Source organism: Bradyrhizobium sp. HKCCYLRH2060 (assembly GCF_051168135.1).
Lineage (GTDB): Bacteria > Pseudomonadota > Alphaproteobacteria > Rhizobiales > Xanthobacteraceae > Bradyrhizobium.
Map to the genome: position 1 here is coordinate 318,334 of NZ_JBNPUK010000002.1, position 18,511 is coordinate 336,844.

17 protein-coding genes are annotated in these 18,511 nt (G+C 65.4%); 6 read left to right on the top strand and 11 right to left on the bottom strand.

Annotated elements, in window-relative coordinates; all coding sequences use genetic code 11:
- Positions 1-12 precede the first annotated feature (12 nt).
- The 6 genes from ACQR10_RS05245 to ACQR10_RS05270 form a co-directional block, all read right to left on the bottom strand.
- The gene (locus ACQR10_RS05245) at positions 13-1,932 is read right to left on the bottom strand and encodes a RiPP maturation radical SAM C-methyltransferase (RefSeq protein ID WP_316215790.1); all 1,920 of its coding nucleotides are present in this window, start codon (positions 1,930-1,932) and stop codon (positions 13-15) included.
- A 26-nt stretch (positions 1,933-1,958) separates the two neighbouring features.
- Complete coding sequence (locus ACQR10_RS05250; RefSeq protein ID WP_434847990.1) at positions 1,959-3,104, bottom strand: radical SAM/SPASM domain-containing protein; 1,146 nt, start codon at positions 3,102-3,104, stop codon at positions 1,959-1,961.
- A 24-nt stretch (positions 3,105-3,128) separates the two neighbouring features.
- On the bottom strand, positions 3,129-3,365 hold the full coding sequence (locus ACQR10_RS05255; RefSeq protein ID WP_315800010.1) for a hypothetical protein: 237 nt from the start codon (positions 3,363-3,365) through the stop codon (positions 3,129-3,131).
- A 140-nt stretch (positions 3,366-3,505) separates the two neighbouring features.
- Positions 3,506-4,426: a hypothetical protein gene (locus tag ACQR10_RS05260; RefSeq protein WP_316215788.1), complete on the bottom strand. Its 921-nt coding sequence runs from the start codon at positions 4,424-4,426 to the stop codon at positions 3,506-3,508.
- Between the two features lie 38 nt (positions 4,427-4,464).
- The gene (locus ACQR10_RS05265; protein WP_316215787.1) at positions 4,465-5,667 is read right to left on the bottom strand and encodes a radical SAM protein; all 1,203 of its coding nucleotides are present in this window, start codon (positions 5,665-5,667) and stop codon (positions 4,465-4,467) included.
- 167 nt (positions 5,668-5,834) lie between these two features.
- Positions 5,835-6,956: a DUF2336 domain-containing protein gene (locus ACQR10_RS05270; protein WP_316178795.1), complete on the bottom strand. Its 1,122-nt coding sequence runs from the start codon at positions 6,954-6,956 to the stop codon at positions 5,835-5,837.
- A 418-nt stretch (positions 6,957-7,374) separates the two neighbouring features.
- On the opposite strand from ACQR10_RS05270, the gene ACQR10_RS05275 reads away from it, so the two are divergent.
- The 3 genes from ACQR10_RS05275 (at position 7,375) to ACQR10_RS05285 (ending at position 10,038) form a co-directional block, all read left to right on the top strand.
- Positions 7,375-8,571, top strand: a complete 1,197-nt coding sequence (locus ACQR10_RS05275; RefSeq protein WP_315800014.1) for an acetylornithine transaminase — start codon at positions 7,375-7,377, stop codon at positions 8,569-8,571.
- Positions 8,572-8,872: 301 nt separating this feature from the next.
- The gene (locus tag ACQR10_RS05280; RefSeq protein ID WP_315800015.1) at positions 8,873-9,148 is read left to right on the top strand and encodes a hypothetical protein; all 276 of its coding nucleotides are present in this window, start codon (positions 8,873-8,875) and stop codon (positions 9,146-9,148) included.
- 137 nt (positions 9,149-9,285) lie between these two features.
- Positions 9,286-10,038: a YkgJ family cysteine cluster protein gene (locus ACQR10_RS05285; RefSeq protein WP_316178799.1), complete on the top strand. Its 753-nt coding sequence runs from the start codon at positions 9,286-9,288 to the stop codon at positions 10,036-10,038.
- A 37-nt stretch (positions 10,039-10,075) separates the two neighbouring features.
- Here the strand turns inward: ACQR10_RS05285 and ACQR10_RS05290 are convergent, their stop codons facing one another.
- The 3 genes from ACQR10_RS05290 to pcsA all read right to left on the bottom strand — a co-directional run bounded on the left by ACQR10_RS05290 (position 10,076) and on the right by pcsA (position 12,695).
- On the bottom strand, positions 10,076-11,050 hold the full coding sequence (locus ACQR10_RS05290) for a quinone oxidoreductase family protein (protein WP_315800017.1): 975 nt from the start codon (positions 11,048-11,050) through the stop codon (positions 10,076-10,078).
- A 185-nt stretch (positions 11,051-11,235) separates the two neighbouring features.
- Positions 11,236-11,964, bottom strand: a complete 729-nt coding sequence (locus tag ACQR10_RS05295) for a TerC family protein (RefSeq protein ID WP_316215785.1) — start codon at positions 11,962-11,964, stop codon at positions 11,236-11,238.
- Positions 11,961-12,695 (bottom strand): phosphatidylcholine synthase, encoded by a 735-nt coding sequence (gene pcsA, locus ACQR10_RS05300; protein ID WP_316215784.1) that lies wholly within the window; start codon positions 12,693-12,695, stop codon positions 11,961-11,963. Before pcsA ends, ACQR10_RS05295 begins: the two co-directional genes overlap by 4 nt.
- Positions 12,696-12,813: 118 nt before the next feature.
- Here pcsA and ACQR10_RS05305 point away from each other — a divergent pair, with 118 nt between their 5' ends.
- Positions 12,814-14,013 (top strand): UbiH/UbiF family hydroxylase, encoded by a 1,200-nt coding sequence (locus ACQR10_RS05305; protein ID WP_316215783.1) that lies wholly within the window; start codon positions 12,814-12,816, stop codon positions 14,011-14,013.
- A 6-nt stretch (positions 14,014-14,019) separates the two neighbouring features.
- On the opposite strand, the gene ACQR10_RS05310 is transcribed toward ACQR10_RS05305, so the two are convergent.
- On the bottom strand, positions 14,020-14,973 hold the full coding sequence (locus ACQR10_RS05310; RefSeq protein ID WP_315800021.1) for an AEC family transporter: 954 nt from the start codon (positions 14,971-14,973) through the stop codon (positions 14,020-14,022).
- Between the two features lie 144 nt (positions 14,974-15,117).
- Between ACQR10_RS05310 and hspQ the strand changes: the two genes are divergently transcribed.
- The gene (gene hspQ, locus ACQR10_RS05315; RefSeq protein WP_315711998.1) at positions 15,118-15,450 is read left to right on the top strand and encodes a heat shock protein HspQ; all 333 of its coding nucleotides are present in this window, start codon (positions 15,118-15,120) and stop codon (positions 15,448-15,450) included.
- Between the two features lie 155 nt (positions 15,451-15,605).
- On the opposite strand, the gene ACQR10_RS05320 is transcribed toward hspQ, so the two are convergent.
- On the bottom strand, positions 15,606-16,382 hold the full coding sequence (locus ACQR10_RS05320; protein WP_315800022.1) for an invasion associated locus B family protein: 777 nt from the start codon (positions 16,380-16,382) through the stop codon (positions 15,606-15,608).
- 261 nt (positions 16,383-16,643) lie between these two features.
- Between ACQR10_RS05320 and ACQR10_RS05325 the strand changes: the two genes are divergently transcribed.
- On the top strand, positions 16,644-18,470 hold the full coding sequence (locus ACQR10_RS05325; RefSeq protein WP_315800023.1) for an extracellular solute-binding protein: 1,827 nt from the start codon (positions 16,644-16,646) through the stop codon (positions 18,468-18,470).
- Positions 18,471-18,511 lie beyond the last annotated feature (41 nt).

An 18,511-nucleotide genomic window follows, 5' to 3' on the forward strand; every position in this document is an offset into this window, starting at 1 on the left:
ACGGATGTTGATTCAGAATTGAAGCTGAGCGGACGACGCGCCGGAGCCGTCCCTGGCGATCGGGCGCAGCCAGCCGCCGGGGAAATCGCGCCGGCATTCGTCGTCGATGACGAGGGCTTCGGTGCTGGTGACCAGTGTCAGCGCGCAGTCCTCGTCTTCCAGGATGCACCCGCTGGCGACCAGGCCGGCGTAGCTCTGCTCCACCTCTGGCCAGGAGGTCTCCTGGTCGACCAGTCGCCCGAGGGTCGCGTCGATGCGAACTGGTTCTCGGAAGGCGTCCAGCACGGCGATCTCGATCGGATCGAGGATGCGCCATGTCTCGGTTGCGATCCGGCGCGTGTCCTTGAGGATCGACAACGGACCCAATCCGACCACCGCCAGTATCGGCATTGCGGTGCCGTCCACATGTGCAGACCGCCAAAGCCTGATCGCCGCGCCGAGCGGCGCGAGATCATCATCCGACGCGGTGTTGGCCGCCGTGCCATCGAAGAAATAAGCGAGCCGCGTCAGCACATCTTCCGGCTGGCCATAGACCGCCTGATAGGCCAGCGCGGGAGCGACATTTTCAAACCCGAACTCGGCCGCGTGGTTGAAGTACGGGCTGAAGCGGTCGAGCCTGATCCGGCAATGTCCGGTCGGCGGCTGCAGATGCTCCAGCAGCGCAAACCATCGCGCTATCTTGGCGTAGGCCGCAGGCCGCTCGCCGGGGAAGCCGCACAGCACGTTCCAGATCGGCCGGAGTCCGATCTCGGCACAGCTTCGGAGCACGCGGACGTTCTGCAGCCCGGTCACGCCCTTTTCCATCAGGCGCAGGACATCGTTGTCGAGATGCTCGATGCCCGGCTGAACCCAGGTCACCCCGCCGCGCGCGAGCGTACGCAGCTGCTCGGGGCGCATGTTCGACTTGATCTCGTAGAGGATCCGGTAAGGCGACGGCGCGGTGTTGGCGAGGTGGCCGAACACGGCGTCGACATGCTTCAAGTTCAGAATGTTGTCGGTCGCCTCGAAGCGCTTGACGCTCCAGCGCGCGGATAGTGTTGCGAGCTCGGCCAGCACGCGCTCGGCCGACTTGGTGCGAAACGCCATCGTCGCGCCGTTCAGGCCGCAGAATGTGCAGTGGTGCTTCATGCCCCACCAGCAGCCGCGCGAGCTCTCGAACGGCAGCGCGGGGAGCAGATCATCGCAGAACGACGCCTGCCTCAGCTCCGCGAAATAGTCGGTGAAGTCGGGGACGGGAAGCTCGTCAAGATTCTGCAGCGGAGTCTCCGCGATCCTTCCATTCGTGCCTACGCGGCCCAGCACGTCGGTGCTTTCACTGTAAGGCAAGGTGCCTGCAAGGAAGCGCTCGACGAAATCCGGGAAGGTCCGGTCGGACTCGCCGCGAAACACATAGTCGATTTGCGGGAAGCGTTCGAGCAGCGCCTCGCCCATCGGCCCCTCGCAGTTGGCGCCGCCGAAGCATATGATCGTGTCCGGCGCGAGCTGCCTGATGCGATGCGCGATGCCGAGAGACGCGCAATTCTGCTGGAACGTCGACGAGAAGCCGACGATGCGGGCGCCGTCTGCGATCAGCAGACGAGCCGACCGGTCGACGAACCTCTCCGCCGCATCGCGCGCCGCGACGACCGCGGGCCAATGCTTGCCGCAATAGGCTTCCATTCGCTCCCGGTGCCGGGCTTCCGCGACAGGATCAGGAGCGTTTTCGAAGGTCGCGGCGAACACCCATTCACCGATCAGCAGGCTGGTCTGAACCTGCTCCGCGATGAACTGGAAGGTGTCGGCGCCGATCAACTCGGCAAACGCAAAACCGAGATAGTACTGCCGTGCGTCGATCCCGCGGTCCTCGAGGGCCGCCTGGAGCGTGCTGATCCCCAGCGCGGGCCGCGTCAAGGCCAGGAACGGCGCTGCAACCAGCGCAACGGATATGGTCATGGCAATGGCTCTCAGAACTTGGGCTGTCAGAACTTGGCGGACAGGTCGGACGACGGCGGAGGCACCGAATGAAATACACCCACTGCCTCGAACATGTGCTCGAGCAGCGTCAACGTTGGCAGCTTCCGCGGCAGATGGCTGTCGAGCAATTGCAGCAGCTCGGGATTTGAGAACAGACGGTCGCACGCCGTGCAGATGCCGTCGAAATCGCTGGCCGCGAGCGGTCGTTCGGTCTCCGCCGTGATTTCGCAGAGCAGAGCGATCGGACCTTCGAAGGCGATCCACTTCCACACCGGGTCCATGTAGGCGCGGGACATCGCCTCGGACATCGGCGTCTCGTTCAGATCACCGACGCTCATCGCGGCATGAAACGGCAGCACGCCGCAGCAGGGCAGAACGTTCCCGCTCGGGGCCACGGAGAAATGCCTCAGCACCGAGGGACATGGTCCGCGATAGACCTGTGGCGAATGCCGCCTTGCGTCGAGGTCGGACGCGCTGACATCGTCGACGGCGCGTCCCGTGGAGTTGATCGCCGTCTCGTACACCGACAGCTGCGGATCCGAGTCAGGGTCGACACCGAGAAGATCGAAGATCCGGGACCGGTCGATCACGCTGCCCGGCGATGTCACGACGGCAATCAGCACGTCCAATCCGAGCGAACGGGCAGCCCGGTAGGCATGCGCGATATTGCGCCCGTCCAAGAATTCGGCATGCATGTCGTCGAAAGAGATGATGATCCGTTCGAGACCTGCTTCAACCAGTGGAGTCAGGATCCGCTCGGCCTTCGCTTCGGATGTCGCCCAATAGGCGCTGGTGGTCGCGGACGTGGAGAGGCCGAACGACCTGGCGCGGGATGCCGCAGCGCGCATCAATTCGGGCTGGAGGAATGGATCGCCGCCGACCAGATTGATCCGCGTCATGTCGTGAGCGACGGCTGCATCATCGATCGCTGCGATCATCAGGTCCTGCGGCAGCACGTCGAGCTGAGTCATATCCGACGAAAAGCAGCAATGGCTGCACTTCAGCGGACAGCGGTAACTGATATTGAAGACAAGCTCAGTCGGTTTCGTCACCCGGTCACGCGAATGCATGTCCAGCTGCTCCCAGGGGCAGGAACTGACTTTGACGGAGGTCGGAGCTGCAGCACGTTTCCGGCCGGGCAATGCAGACATTGTCCGGCCGGCTTGAGATCGCGGTCAGACGTCGACGTGAATGACCGAAGCAGGCGCGGCGGTCGCCTTCTGGCCCGACAGGCGATCCTTGATCAGATCGGCCGTGTTCGAATCGATCTCGATGCCGACTTGGGCGAGATATCCCTGCGGATCCTTCTGGAGCTCGTCCGCGGCATTGGCCTGGCTCTTCAGCTGGGCCGCCGCAGCCTTCACTTTCGCAAGGTCCGCAGTGATTTGAATCTTCTTGTCCATGTAAGACATCTTGGAGTCTCCCGATAATCGCTCTTGGCAATGAAGGTGGTCAATCAACGCAAAGCGGAGCATATAACACTTTTGCGGCAGTAGATACATCACAACTCGCGGAGATTGTATTTTCACTCGGGCCAGGGAAGTAGGACCGCCTACCCTGTCGTCAGCGTTCCCCCACGAAAGCTCTTCGACCCCGTCCAGCGTTCGCGCGATGGTGCCCGATACGGGAAGCGCAAGCCGCTCGCGCCTTCAACGGGCCAGGTCGCGCCATGATAGATAATTTCGCGGCGTGCGCTGCTGTAGGAGGTCGATGCCGTGATCCGGCAGACCGGCGCGTGCAGCTCGGCGATGCCGTGCATCATCGACCACTCGGCCGGCCATGTCAGGACATCGAGCAGCCACTCCGTCGTCTGCCCGCAATGCGCTCGGCCGAATGCGAGCATGTTCGCCGCGAGCGCGGCGCTTGCCGGGCAATCGAGCCGGCAAGGCCAGTGCGGGATGATGCAGAGATCAATTGACCGCCAGAGCATGTTCGTCGCCGGCCGCGACGGCAGCTCGATCCGCCGATGTCCCGACGCTTCGGTTCTCTCGAACAGCGCGCTCGCCCAGACCGGATCCAGCGGCCGGCGCTCGCGGCGGCGCAGCGCCTCGGCGCAACAATGGGGACACCCTGCCCAGTCCCGCAATGTGCGTGCCGGATCGCGCTGCCAGTCGGCTTCGAACTCATCCGTGTCGCGAGCACGGACGACAGCGATGGTGACTTCGAGCGGCAGTCTTGCCCGCGTCTGCGACGACGGCAATTTCGGGACCGCCTCGACCGCTAGTCGGACTGGTATGAGCGCGAGCCCTGCGCGTTCGACCTGCAGCGCCATCTCGTCGAGAGCTTCGGGGTTGACGGTGCTGATCGATGCCCGGCTCAAACCGGCCGCGACCGCCCGCCAACGCAACACTTTCCATTCCGTCCTGATCAGCTCGAAGCGCGGCTCCCACACCTTTCTCGCAGCCTCCGAGACCCAGCCGATGCGAACGAATGGCGGGCGGATCGGAGGGAGGATCGCGGCATGCTCGGACATTTGATCGGCCAAATTCTCTTTCGCAAACGTCCTGGATCTCAAACCGCCACAGGCGGCGATCCACTCAAATCGTCCATGATCTCCGTCAGCAACGGGACCCGGCCGTCCATCATCGACTTGATGAGCCTGTGCTCGATCTCGGCGCGACGAGGATCGCAGGACAACGGCGTTTCGCCTGCAGCGAGCAGGTCTTCCTCGATCTGGACAAACAGCGCGGTCCAGAGCGCGCATTGCGCACTGCGGTTGCGCCAATCGCCGTCGATCGAGGTTCCCGGGCATTGGCCCTTGCACATCGCGAAGAAGCGGCAGTCGCGGCAGCCGCCGGCCGGCTGCGGGGTGAACCACAGGGCAATGCTGCGCTCATAGCCGGCAGCCTCGGTCTTGATGAAGTCGATCCCGCGCTTGTTGGTGCGGCCGCAATTGCTGCGCTCGCCAAATCCCTCGATGCCGTGCACCGCGCCGGTCGTATACGGATCACAACCGTGCCAGACACAGCCGGTCTGGTCGTCCAGCCCACGAAGAAGCGCCCGCATCTCGTCGAAGATGTCGAAGCGCATCGAGGTGAGGTGCTCGCGCTCGAATCGATAGAAGTGCAGAAACGCCGCGATGGTTTCGGGATCGGTCATCGCCCAATGCGCCTGCACGGCGGGCGAGTCGACCTCGAGTGCATGCAGCCTGACATTTCGCACCCCCCTCGCCTGCATCTCCAGCAGCCAGCTGTCCATCGAGGGCCAGTGCTGCGGCAGGCCATTGCCCCGATGCATCGTGATGATCAGGCTCGGATGCAGGCCCCGCTCGCACAGTCCGGCGATCGCACGATCGACGCTCTTGGTGAGGTCCCGCGTCCTGTCGAGGGACCCGGCCCAGCGGACATCATTCAAAGCGTCAGGGCCGTCGATGGAAATGCCGACATGAACCGCGTAGGTCGCGAACAGCTCCATGTGGCGGTCTGTGATGAGCGTGCCATTGGTCTGGATCCGGTTGCGGCCAAAGCGCGCCAGTCCGAATGCCCACAGCCTCTCGAGATCCGGCAGCGGCAGCAGCAGCGGCTCGCCGCCGAACAACGTGAACGGCTCATCGTCCTCTGCGAGGGCGGCCAGCATCGCATCGATGTCATAGCGCGGGCGCAGGCTGCCGCTGTCCCGGAGCGGGTTCTGGTAGCAATACTGGCACATGATGTTGCAGGTCACGCCCAGCGGACGAAGCTCGACACCCATCACGATCTCCTCGACGGGAGTCATTCCTGACCGGTCTGACCGGGGCATCTCCCGCAGGCAGCGGAGAGGATACGATACAACCCCTGATTTTAAAAGATCAAAGGTGCGTGGATATGGCCGAACGCCCCTCGGTTGTCTTGCTGCACTGCAGCAGGTCGCCCAAGCGCCTTTGCTGCCCGGGCGAGCCGTCCTCAGTGCGAGGAGCCCGTGGTACGAACCGACCAGAGCTTCAGCAGGCGAAGCGCCTCGTCCTGCTTCAGTTCGAGATATTTGTTCTTGAGCTTGGTCAGCTCGTCGGGGGGCGTTGCGCCTGAAACGAACCGGCTATCGAGGATCGCGGCAACCGTGACCCAGCTCAGTCCAGCGGCCTTGCACGGCACGAGGATGCCGTCGCTGCGCAGGCTCTGCATCAGCGGCCGCACCAGCTCGATGCTGCATTTCGCGAGCTCCGCGATGGCCGCGATCGTCTCGCCGTAACGCCGCTGGCGGGCAAATTCCAGCAGCGCGGCTTCGGTCAGTTTGCCGCCCTGCTTCAGCTGGCCGACTGCCACCTTGGAACTGCCCGCGTCGCGATTGCGCGACATTTCGCGCTCGGCGTCGAGCGTGGCCGATGAAATGGCGCTGCGAATTTCCTCGTAGAGATGCGGCGGCGCCGACGCGAGCAGGCGCACCCTCACCGCCTCCGTCGCGCGCTGCAACAGGGTCCTGCGCAAGGCTGCCGGCAGATCGGCGCGGATGCCGGCCGCGACCGTGAGCTCCGCGTCTCCCGCCGCTTGCGCCACGATGGCGGCAAATCCGGCGGGTGACACCCGCGCCCCGGGGTTCTTCATGAGTTGCCGGCTCACGCTCGGATAGCGTCGCGCGAGCAGCGCGTCGGTCACGATCTCCTGCAGCCACCAGCGCCCGGCGATCGCCATCAGGTGCTTCTCGCTGCGCGTCTGCGCGATCTCGATCAGATCCTCGCTGCTCAGCCGCGGCGATTCCGAAAGCACCGGCCCCGCGACGGCGATGTCGTCATGATGGGCCAGCCGCCGGATCACGCCGGCCGGCGCCTGCGGGATCGGGGCGAGCTGGGCGCTGAGTTCGGCGAGTGCGATCCGGGCCCCGACGTCGGCCAGCGCACGCAGCTCGATGGTATTGACGAGACGCTCGAAGACGTCGGCAAACAGCGCGTGCTGCTCGATATCCAGGCTGCCGGCAGAGGCGACGAACAGGGAGGCGACCCGCTCGGCCACGCCGGAGCAGCGGTCGGCTGAGCCGGTGGCTATGGCCGCCTGCACTTCTTCGGCGATCGTGAGATGGGGGTTCGACATCGCTCGTCCTGAGCGCTTGCATTTTCAAGCTGCCCCGGGAGGGTAAACACAGCCGCTAAATGTTTGGTAAAGTTGTCACTAAAGCGCGAGACCCGAGATCGGATCGAGCGGGCTTCGCACCGGCCGGCGCTTCCCTCGCCGCTTCCTGGAACGGCGGCCCTTGTTGCAGTCTGCAGGCCGGCATCTTGACACCGGTTGCGATTTGCCTGTATGGCCGCCGCATGATCTTCAACCGGACCAACCGCCGCGCCGCCGTTTGCCGTCGTCACCGCCGTGACGATGCCGGGGCGCGCCATGTCCGAAGACGTTGCTGATCAGCTAGCTCATCAGCTCCAGGTTTTCGAGAAGGCCGCTCCCGCAAAGGAGCGGCCTTCTCGGTTTTTGGCCCCCGCTTCCCCCTGAGCATAGGAGATTGCACATGCTGACCGCCTCCCATCCCTACGACGCTCTGATGGAGATCACGGCGCGCCCGCGCACCGTCTTCGTTCAGGGCAAGGGTTCCTGGTTATGGGACGACGGCGGCAAGCGCTACCTCGACTTCGTCCAGGGCTGGGCCGTGAACTCGCTCGGCCACGCGCCGCCGGAGCTGGCCAGCGCGCTCGCCCACCAGGCGGCACGCCTGATCACGCCGAGCCCGGCCTATTTCAACGACACCAGCCTCCAATTCGCTAAGGCGCTGGTCGACCGCTCGTGCTTCGACCAGGTGTTCTTCACCAATTCGGGCGCCGAAGCCAATGAAGGCGCCATCAAGCTCGCCCGCAAATACGGCGCTCTGCGCAAGAACGGCGCATACGAGATCATCACCTTCGAGGGCGGCTTCCACGGCCGCACGCTGGCGACGATGTCGGCTTCGGGCAAGAAGGCGTTCGAGCCGCTGTTCGAGCCCAAGGTCCCGGGCTTTCCAAAGGCACGGCTGAACGACATCGCCTCGGTCGAGGCCCTGATCTCCGACAAGACGGTGGCGATCATGCTGGAGCCGATCCAGGGCGAGGCCGGCGTGTGGCCCGCGACCGACGAGTTCCTGCAGCAGTTGCGGGCGCTGACCACCAGGCACGGGCTGCTGCTGATCGTCGACGAGATCCAGACCGGCATGGGCCGCACCGGAAAACTGTTCGGCTATGAGCATGCCGACGTCCTCCCGGACATCATGACCCTGGGCAAGGGCATCGGCGGCGGCGTTCCGCTCGCCGCCCTGCTGGCGACCGACGAGGCGTCTTGCTTCGAGCATGGCGATCAGGGCGGCACCTTCAACGGCAATCCGCTGATGTGTGCGGCGGGACTCGCCGTGCTCGATGTGATCGAGAAGCCGGAGTTTCTGAAGGCTGTCGCGGACAACGGGATCTATCTGGAGAGCGAGTTGCAGCGCATCTCGGCAAGGCACGGCCTGGGCGAAGTGCGCGGCCGTGGTCTGCTGCTTGCGCTCGACGTGATCAGGCCGATCGCGCCGGCGATCGTTGCGCACGCCTTCGAGCTCGGCCTGCTGCTGAACGCGCCGCGTCCGGATGCGCTACGCTTCATGCCGGCCCTCAATGTGACTCGCGATGAGATCGCGGCGATGATCGACACGCTGGACGGAATCCTGACCAAGGTCGGCGCCGCGCGCTGCGTCGCCTGATCGAATGCCGTTCAAGACGCAGGCTCCGTGCCACATGCGAAGCCTGCGTGCCGGCTGCCTACAGATGAGGCACAAACACCGAGGTCGGGCTCGCCGCCATTTGACTTGGATCAAGGACAGCTGTCCCCCCGAACAACGATCCTGATCGCGCCAAACACCTGCGATCCGATGACTTACGTTATATCTGTCCTGATATAGCGTTGTACGGGATGTGATCAGCTCGGAGGAGAGAGGCTTGCCGGGACCAAGCTGATGATCATCCGCCGACAACGAGGTCGGCACGATAGAAGGAGATGCAAGAATGGCGAGAGACAATCTGGCTCGGGCGTTGCCGGTCGACGACAGCGGCAGCCACATCGCCCTGGCCGCGACCGAAGAGGTGCTGATCCACGTTCGCTTCTTCCCGAACTCGGACATCAACTCGATCGGCGAGAAGCCCGCCAGCCTGACCGCCAATGAATGGTATGAGCGCCTGCTCGACATGGCGCGTCCGCATTATCAGACCTTCGCCGGCGGCCGCGGCTTCTTCCGCATCCCCCGCCCCTGTTTCGAGGCGATCCTCAAGGGCATTGCCTGACATCGGCTTTCGGGCTGGGTGTGGCAGTGAGCGTCCTCTCTGCCCTGCCCCTGTCGACCGCGGTGCGCCGGGTGCGCCGCGGTCGCTGGCGTTTTGACCGTCCGGCGTTTTGATCGTCGGGTCTTTGGAGGACAGCATTGAGCGATGCGGCTTTCACCGAACTGAAGCGGGCGTTCAGCTCGCTGCTGGCAGCGTGCAGGGCATCGCAGAACTGCGCTGAGACGCTCGCCGACCGCGCTTTCGATCTGTTCGAAGCCAATATCGACGCCCAGACGGCGCATCTGCCCGCCCTCGCCTGCGCCAAGGGCTGCCCCTCCTGTTGCGCATTGCGCGTGACCGCGACGGCACCGGAGATCTTCCTGCTCGCGCGCTATGTCCGGCAGATCGACCAGCGCATGCCGGCTAAGGCGCTCGGCTCGCTGTCGCGCCGGATCAAGCTCGCCAACCGCGCGACGCACGGATTGAGCGACACCGCGCGGATGAAGTTGCGTCAGCCCTGCCCATTCCTCGTACGCGGCGGCTGCATCGTCCATCCCGCGCGTCCGCTCGCCTGCCGCGGGCATGCCTCGTTCGACCGGCGCGCCTGCGCACAGGCCATGGCCGGCCGCGAGGTCGACGTGCCGGTCTCGGCACCACACCTCGCGCTGCGCGCGCTGGTGCAGGATTCGCTCAGGGCGGCGCTCGTCGCTGCGGGGCTCGCCTCTGGCCTGTATGAGCTCAACCAGGGTCTCGTTCTGGCGCTCGACGACCCCGAGCGCGAGCGCGCTTGGCGGGACGGGCAAGACAGCCTCGCGCCGGCGCGGATCGAGGCGTCGACGGCAGCGCAGACCGATGCGGTGCTCTGGAGTCGCGCGGCAGCCGGTGACGCTTCGATCCGGGGCGAGGTGTAGCGACAGGGCTCGGTCGCGCGGCTGTTAAGGCCGGCTGTTAAGGCTTGAGGATCGAGGCCCCGGTCGTGGCGCGGCTTTCGAGGTCGGCATGCGCCCGACCCGCATCCTTCAGCGCATAGGCGTGATTGATCGGCACGTGCAGCTTGCCGCTGATCACCGCCGAGAACAGCGTATCGGCGCCCTCCAGCAGTTCGGACCGCTTGCCGATATAGTCGTTGAGCTTCGGCCGGGTCGCGAACAGAGAGCCATGACTGTTGAGTTCGGCGATCGAGAACGGCGGCACCGGACCCGAGGCGTTGCCAAAGCTGACGAACAGGCCGCGCTGCTTCAGGCAGGACAACGAGCCGGGGAAGGTCGACTTGCCGACGCCGTCATAGACCACGTCGCACAATTCGCCGCGGCTGATCTGCTTGACCCGCGCGACGAAGTCCTCCTCGTTGTAGAGGATGACGTGGTCGCAGCCATTGGCCAGCGCGAGATCCGCCTTCGCCTTGGAGCCGACGGTGCCGATGACGTGCGCGCCGAGCGCGCGCGCCCACTGGCAGGCCAGCAGGCCGATGCCGCCGGCGGCGGCGTGGATCAGCACGCGATGGTGCGGCTCGACCTTGAAGGTCTTGTGCAGCAGATACCAGACCGTCAGCCCCTTGAGCATCAGCACCGCGCCCTGCTCATAGGTGATATGGTCGGGCAGCTTGACCAGGCGCTGCCAGGCGATGTTGCGCTCGGTGGCATAGCCGCCGAGGTTCTCATAATACGCGACGCGGTCGCCGGGATGGAAATGCGTGACGCCGGGCCCCACGGCGATCACCTCGCCTGCCGCCTCGTTACCGGCGATGAACGGCAGGCCGGGCGCCTTGTACAGACCGGTGCGATAATACACGTCGATGAAATTCAGGCCGATCGCGTGCTGGCGGATGCGGACCTCGCCGGGGCCGGGCGCGGCGAGATCGACCGGCTCATAGACCAGCGCCTCGGGGCCTCCCACCTTGTGCACGCGCACCGCCTTGACCATCCCGCCATCTCCCCTTCGGACTCTCCATCGCCGCGTCCGGGAATCCGGCGAAAGAACCTTCGACACTTACCTGATTCCCATCGGACATCCGGCTCCGTTGAAGGAGCCGGCCTCCGGCCGTGCACCAGGCGCTGCCGGCGGCAAAAGCGAAGGCGATCACGATCGTCTTGTCAACTCGGCGACCGTCAGGCCTTGCGCTTCCTGCGGTTGCGCGAGGCCATCACGTTGAAGGCCTCGACCGCCAGCGCAAAGACGATCGCGAAGTAGATGTAGCCGCGCGGGATGTGGAACTTGAAGCCGTCGGCGACCAGCGCGACGCCGATCAGCACCAGGAAGGCGAGCGCCAGCATCTTGGTGGTCGGATGGTTCGCCACGAAACGCGCCACCGGTCCCGAGGACACGTACATGATGACCATGGCGATGATGACGGCGGCGATCATGATCTCGAGATCCTGGGCCATGCCGATCGCGGTAATGATCGAGTCCAGCGAGAACACGAGATCGATGACGATGATCTGCAGGATCACCCAGAAGAACTTGTTGGCGCCGCCGCCCTGCGACCCCTCCTCCTCCTCGCGCGCCTCGACCTCGGCATGGATCTCGTGCGTGGCCTTGGCGATCAGGAACAGGCCGCCGGCGATCAGGATGATGTCGCGCCAGGAGAAGCCCACGCCGCCGATCGTGAACACCGGCTGCGTCAGCCCGATCAGCCAGACCAGCACGCTGAGCAGCAGGATGCGGAAGATCAGGGCCAACGCCAGCCCGATCTGGCGGGCGCGTGTCGCCTGCGGCTGCGGGATGCGCGAGGTGATCACCGACAGGAATATGACGTTGTCGATGCCGAGAACGATCTCGAGGGCGGTCAGAGTGAGCAGCGCGGCCCACGCTTCGGGACTGGTCAGAAGGTCGATCATGCTTTCAAGGATCTCAGCAGGCGGATCGCGGAGTCGCTCGCGACGATGTAGAGGGCGATCGCGCACAACAGCGTCGTCACGATCGGGCCCACGGCGAAGTTGTTGCCCAGGACGTCGATGACCAGGACGCCCCAGAGCGCGACCAGCGGCAGCGTCAGCCAGCGCAGCCGTTCGACGCGCACCGGGTGGATGACATGGAATGGGACGAAGGTCAGCGCGATCAGGACCGCAAGACCCGAGGTCGCCAACGATGGCGAGGGATGCAGCAGGAACAGATAGAACGCCGCGATGTTCCAGAGTCCCGGAAACCCGCGAAAATGATTGTCGTCGCTCTTCATCCGGCGATCGGCGAAATACAGCGCGCCGGTGACGGCGATGCCGACGCCGATGACCGGGGCGGCGAGCGGCAGCAGCATCCCGCTGGCGGTGATGGCGTAGGCAGGCACGAACACGTAGGTCGTGAAATCCACCACCAGATCGAGCACGTCACCCGACCAGTCCGGCTGCACATGGACGACGTCGAGCCGGCGCGCCAGCGGCCCGTCGATGCCGTCGATGATGAGCGCGACGCCGAGCCACCAGAACATCGCAGTCCAATGCTCGCGCACGGCCTCGAGCATCGCCAGCAGCGCGACGCCCGCACCGAGCGCGGTGAAGACGTGCACCGAGAACGCCGCGGCGCGATGCGCGGGCGTTGCGGCCACCCCGCTCTCTGGTCTCAACTGATCCATGCGGCGCCATTGCTATCAGGAATCGGCGCCAATTGCATATCCGCCGTTGCGGCGATGCGCCGCGCAGGCTCACGCAATACCCTTGAAAAAGCCCTGCCGGAACGTCAAATGTTCCCGCATGAGCAACTCAGACGCCAGCTTCGATGTCATCGTCGTCGGCGGCGGACCCGCCGGGCTCGCCACCGCCATTGCCCTGTCGCAGACCGGGGCGCGGACGGCGCTCGTGGCCCGTCAGGCTCCGTATGCCGACAACCGCACCACCGCCCTGCTCGGCGGCTCGGTCGACTTCCTCGACGAGATCGGCGTCTGGTCGGCGTGCCGTGACCGCGCCGCCGGCCTCAAGGCGATGCGGCTGGTCGACGATACCGGCCGGTTGATCCGAGCCCCGGAGGTGCGCTTCGTCGCCGACGAGATCGGTCTCGACATGTTCGGCTACAACATCGCCAATGCCGTCCTGGTCGAGGCGCTGGAACAACGCGCCGGCGAGATCGACGGCCTGGTGCGGATCGCCGAGGATGCGGAAAGCGTGCGTAGCGATGCCGATGCGGTGACCGTCACCAGCGCATCGGGCCGCGTGCTGACGGCGCGGCTCGTGGTCGGCGCCGACGGCCGGCATTCACTGTGCCGCGAGGCCGCCGGCATCGGCGTGAGCCGGCGCACGCTGCAGCAGTCGGCGCTGACCTTCAACATCACCCATGCCCGGCCGCACGACAACGTGTCGACGGAATTCCACACGCCGCAGGGACCCTGCGTGTTCGTGCCGCTGCCGGGCGACCGCTGCAGCGTTGTCTGGGTCGCGGCCCCGAAGGAGGCCGACCGGCTGTTCGCGCTCGACGACGACGCCCTGTCCGCCGCCGCCGAGCGGCAGTCGCACTCGATCTTCGGCCGGGTGCGCGTCGAGCCGGGCCGCCATGTGTTTCCGCTCGCGATCGAGCGGCCCTTGAGCTACGCGCAAAACCGGATCGCCCTGGTCGGCGAGGCCGCGCATGTGGTGCCGCCGATCGGTGCGCAGGGACTGAACCTCGGCCTGCGCGACGGCATCGACATCGCAGATGTCGTGCGCAAGGCCAATGCGGCCGGCGAGGATATCGGTGCGCCGCAGGTGCTCGCGCGCTATGGTGCGGCGCGCCGCGCCGATATCCTGAGCCGCACCTTCGCCATCGACGTCGCCAACCGCTCGCTGCTCAGCGATCTTCTGCCGATGCAGTCGCTGCGCGCCGTCGGCATGCACCTCATGAGCGGCATCGGTCCGCTGCGACGGCTCGCGATGCGCGAGGGCCTGGCGCCGTCATGGAGAGCCACGCGCAGGGCCGGTTGAGCACCGTCAGGGAAACGCCAGCCGGCCAGTCTGGATCAGCCACATCACGCTGGTCAGGGTGATCACCGAGGCGAAGGTGCCGATCAGCACCGCCGATGAGGCCGGCTCGATCCAGCTGTCGTGCTGGCGCGCGATCACGAACACATTGAGCGCCGGCGGCAGCGCCGCCATCAGCACCGCGGTCGCCGCCCAGGGCTGCGCGAACGGCCCGAACAGCAGCATCAGCCCGAACGACAGCAGCGGGTGAACGACGAGCTTCACCACGGTCAGGACCGGCACCTCCCAGGGCAGCCGCTCGAACGGGCGGAGCGCCACGGTCACGCCGAGCGCGAACAGCGCCGTCGGCGCAGCGGCGTTCTGCAGGAACTGCAGGGTGCGGTCGAGAACGGTCGGCGGATGCAACTGGAACGCGGCCGCCAGGATGCCGGCGGCGGTGGCCATGATCAGCGGGTTCTGCAGGATCTGGCGCAGCACGGTGCGCATCGCGTGCACCACCGAGGCATGATCGCGCTCGGTCAGCTCGACGAGCAGCGGCACGATCGAGAACAGGAAGATGCTGTCGCAGCAGAAGATCAGCGCGGTCGGCGCCGCCGCCTTGGTCCCGAGCACGGCCAGCGCCAGCCCAGGCCCCATATAGCCGATATTGCCGTAGCCACCCGCGAGCCCGGCCATGGTCGCCTCGCGGAGCGACAGCCGCCCGATGGCCTTGCCGAGCACGAGCGCCAGGGCGAAGGTGAGCATGGTGGCGAGCGTCGTTGCAACCAGGAAGGGAGGGTTGCTCAGCTCGGTGAACGGCGTCCGCGCGATGAGGTTGAACATCAAGGCGGGCAGCGAGACGTAGAGCAGGAAGAAGTTCATCCAGGCGAGCCCGGCTTCGGGCAGCCTCCTCCACTTACCGCAGGCGAAGCCTATGAAAACGACGCCGAAATAAGGCAGGGCCAGATTGAGAATGTCGAACATGGGCTCGGAAGATGGCCCCCTGAGGGAGCCTGGGAAGGGCCTGGAATGCGGGGGCGTCGCGGCTTGACGCGACTCGGATTGGTCTAGATTAAATCCGCCCGCGGGGCACTAGCATCGCTCCCCGTCCTGGTCTATTCGACTGGGATGATCAAAGCACGAACTGCCAAGTTTCAGATCGGCCAGATCGTCCGGCATCGGGTGTTCTCGTTCCGGGGCGTGATTTTCGACATCGATCCGGAGTTCAACAACACCGAGGAATGGTGGCTGTCGATTCCCGAGGAGGTCCGTCCGCATAAGGACCAGCCATTCTATCACCTGCTGGCCGAGAACGCTGAATCCGAATACGTCGCCTATGTTTCCGAGCAGAACCTGGTTCCCGACGAGTCCGGCGAGCCGATCCGCCATTCCCAGGTTGCGGAGATCTTCATCAAGGACAAATCGGGCGGCTATCGTCCGCGCAATCCGCTGATGAACTGACCTGCTCGACCAGAGAGCTTCGCCTGAGCGCCGTCGGCGCAAGCCCCTCATCGTTCGGTCCCGGCTCGCAAGTTCCCCCTCGCATCAGCTCGCAGAATGAAAAAGGCGCCCCGAATGGAGCGCCTTTTGATGATGCGGGACGGGCCCGGCCAGCGTTACTGCTTCGCCTGCGGCTGGCCTGGCTGGGTCTGCTCGAGCTTCTTGCGCTGCTCCTCGGCGCGCTTCTGCAGCTCTTCCTGCAGCTTCTTCTGGGTCTCTTCGAACTGCTTCGGGTCGGTCGGCGGACCATCATAGGCCTTGGCGAAGCTGCTGTTGCCTTCCTGCAGCGGCAGCGGCAGCGTCAGCGCGGTGCCGTTCGAGTTGATCGCCTGGACGTAGAGGGTCTGGCCCTTCTTGAGGCTGTTCACGAATTCGGGCGTCGCTTCGTAGTCCGACATGCAGCCGTTCTGGAAGCAGATGACGTACTTTCCTTCCATGAACTGGTTGTTGTCGATGACGATGCGGGTTCCGGGCTGGAGCTGCATGCCGAGCGGCAAGGTCACACGCAGGATCTTCTTCGGCTCGCCTTCGGGCTCGATGATGACGGCTGCAACCACAGGCTGACCGGATTCGATGCGGCCGTCCTTGCCGATGAAGCAGACCTGCTTGGCGTTGGCATCCTGCCCCTTCAGGCAGAACTTGGTCCACGGCGCGTAGATCAGCTGCGGCATCTCCTGCTGAGCCTGGGCCTGAGGCTGGCCGCCGGCGGGAGGAATGGCAGGGGCCTGGGCGGCCGGCGCGGGAGCCTTGGGAGCGGCAGCCGGAGCCTTCGCCTTCGGCGCTTGAGCCTGCGCAACCGAAGGAGCGAAGGAAACGGCCAGCGCGGTGACCGCGAGCAGCGCGACAAGCCGCCCACGCGGCCCAACCGACGAGGCCAAGTCACGGAAATTCATTGCGGAAAACCCTTTCTGAACGGCAGCGCCCGAGACCGCCAAAGGCGCCACACCAAGCCGTTGAAGCGGCTGTCTCCTCAGGAAATGAGGCGGTTAAGTGACAGGCGTTGCCGCCCTAACTCAATCGCCCGCCTTCTTAACGCGGTGCGCGGAAGAATCAATGCCGCGAGACCATGTCGAAGCCGCGGTCTAGCGCTGGCGAGCCTGTGGTAAAAGCCCCTTGTGACCTGTTCCGAATCAAATGCTTGCGCCCCGATCCTGATGCTGCAGCGCATGTTCAGCGCGGCCGCGGGATGGGTCGCCGTGGTCCTGGCATTGTTGCCCGCGGTCTACACCCCCACGGCGAACGCGGCAGAGACTGCGGCGATCGCCATGCACGGTCTCCCGGCCTTGCCGGCCGACTTCGACCACATGCCCTATGCGAATCCCGACGCGCCCAAGGGCGGCCGTCTGGTCTGGGGACTGCTCGGCACCTTCGATAGCCTGAATCCGTTCATCGTCCGCGGCCTCGCGGTGCAGCAAATCCGCAGCTATGTGGTCGAGAGCCTGCTCACCCGCGGCAACGACGAGCCGTTCACGCTGTATGGCCTGCTCGCGAAATCCGTCGAGACCGACGAGAACAGGACCTATGTCACCTTCCGGCTCGACCCGCGTGCCCGCTTCTCCGACGGCAGCCCCGTGCTCGCCGAGGACGTGGCGTTCTCCTTTGAGCTGCTGCGCGATCACGGCCGCCCCAACCACCGGCAGTTCTACGGCAAGGTGGCCAGGGCCGACGTGCTCGACCCGCTGACCATCCGGTTCGATTTCGGTGGAACGGAAGACCGCGAGCTGCCGCTGATCCTCGGCCTGATGCCGATTCTGGCGAAGCACGCGACGGACGTGCCGAGCTTCGAGGACACGACGATGACCGCGCCGCTCGGGTCAGGCCCATATCGGGTCACCGCGGTGCAGCCGGGATCCAGTGTCACCCTCACCCGCAATCCGGACTATTGGGGACGCGACCTGCCGGTCAACCGCGGATTGTGGAACTTCGACGAGGTCAGGCTCGACTACTACCGCGAGTCCAACGGACAGTTCGAAGCCTTCAAGCGCGGGCTGTACGACTTCCGCGTCGAGACCGAGCCGCTGCGCTGGCACGACGGCTATGACTTCCCGGCCGCACGCAATGGCGAGGTCATCCGCGACAGCTTCACCTCGGGGATGCCGCAGCCCTCGCAGTTCCTGGTGTTCAACACGCGGCGGCCGGTGTTCGCCGACGTGAAGGTGCGCCGTGCGCTGACGTTGCTGTTCGATTTCGAATGGATCAACCGCAACTACTTCTTCGGGCTGTACCGCCGCAGCGGCGGCTATTTCGCCGGCTCGGAGCTGTCCGCCTATGGACGTCCGGCCGACGCGACCGAGCTTGAGCTGTTGAAGCCCTACGCCACGCAGATCCCCGCCGACATCATGGACGGCAGCTACCGGTTGCCGATCACCGACGGATCCGGCCGCGACCGCGCAACGCTGAAGGCGGCGCTCGATCTGCTTAACGAGGCCGGATATGGCCTCGACGGGACGGTATTGCGGCATCGGACCACGCGGGCCCCCCTCGCCTTCGAGATCCTGGTCACGACGCGCGATCAGGAGCGCATCGCACTGGCTTACGCCGGCAGTCTCAAGCGGGCCGGCATCAATGCCTCGATCAGGGTGGTCGATCCCGTGCAGTTCGACCAGCGCCGCCTGAGCTTCGAGTTCGACATGATCCAGAACCGCTGGGACCAGTCGCTGTCCCCCGGCAACGAGCAGGCGTTCTACTGGGGCAGCGAGGCCGCCGACCGCACCGGAACCCGCAACTACATGGGGGCCAGGGACCCGGCGATCGACGCCATGATCGCGGCGCTGTTGCGCGCCCGCGACAGGCCGGAATTTATCTCGACGGTTCGCGCATTGGACCGTACTCTTATGGCGGGGTTCTACGCTATTCCAGTGCTCAATGCCGCCGAGGAATGGATCGCGCGGTGGAATCGTATAGAACGGCCAAAGAGGACGGCTTTGACGGGAGCGCTCCCGGAGAGCTGGTGGCAGCGGCCGGAGCCGGCACGGAAGTGACCAATCGGGGCAATTGGTCGTGGCCGGGTCCGTGAAAGTAC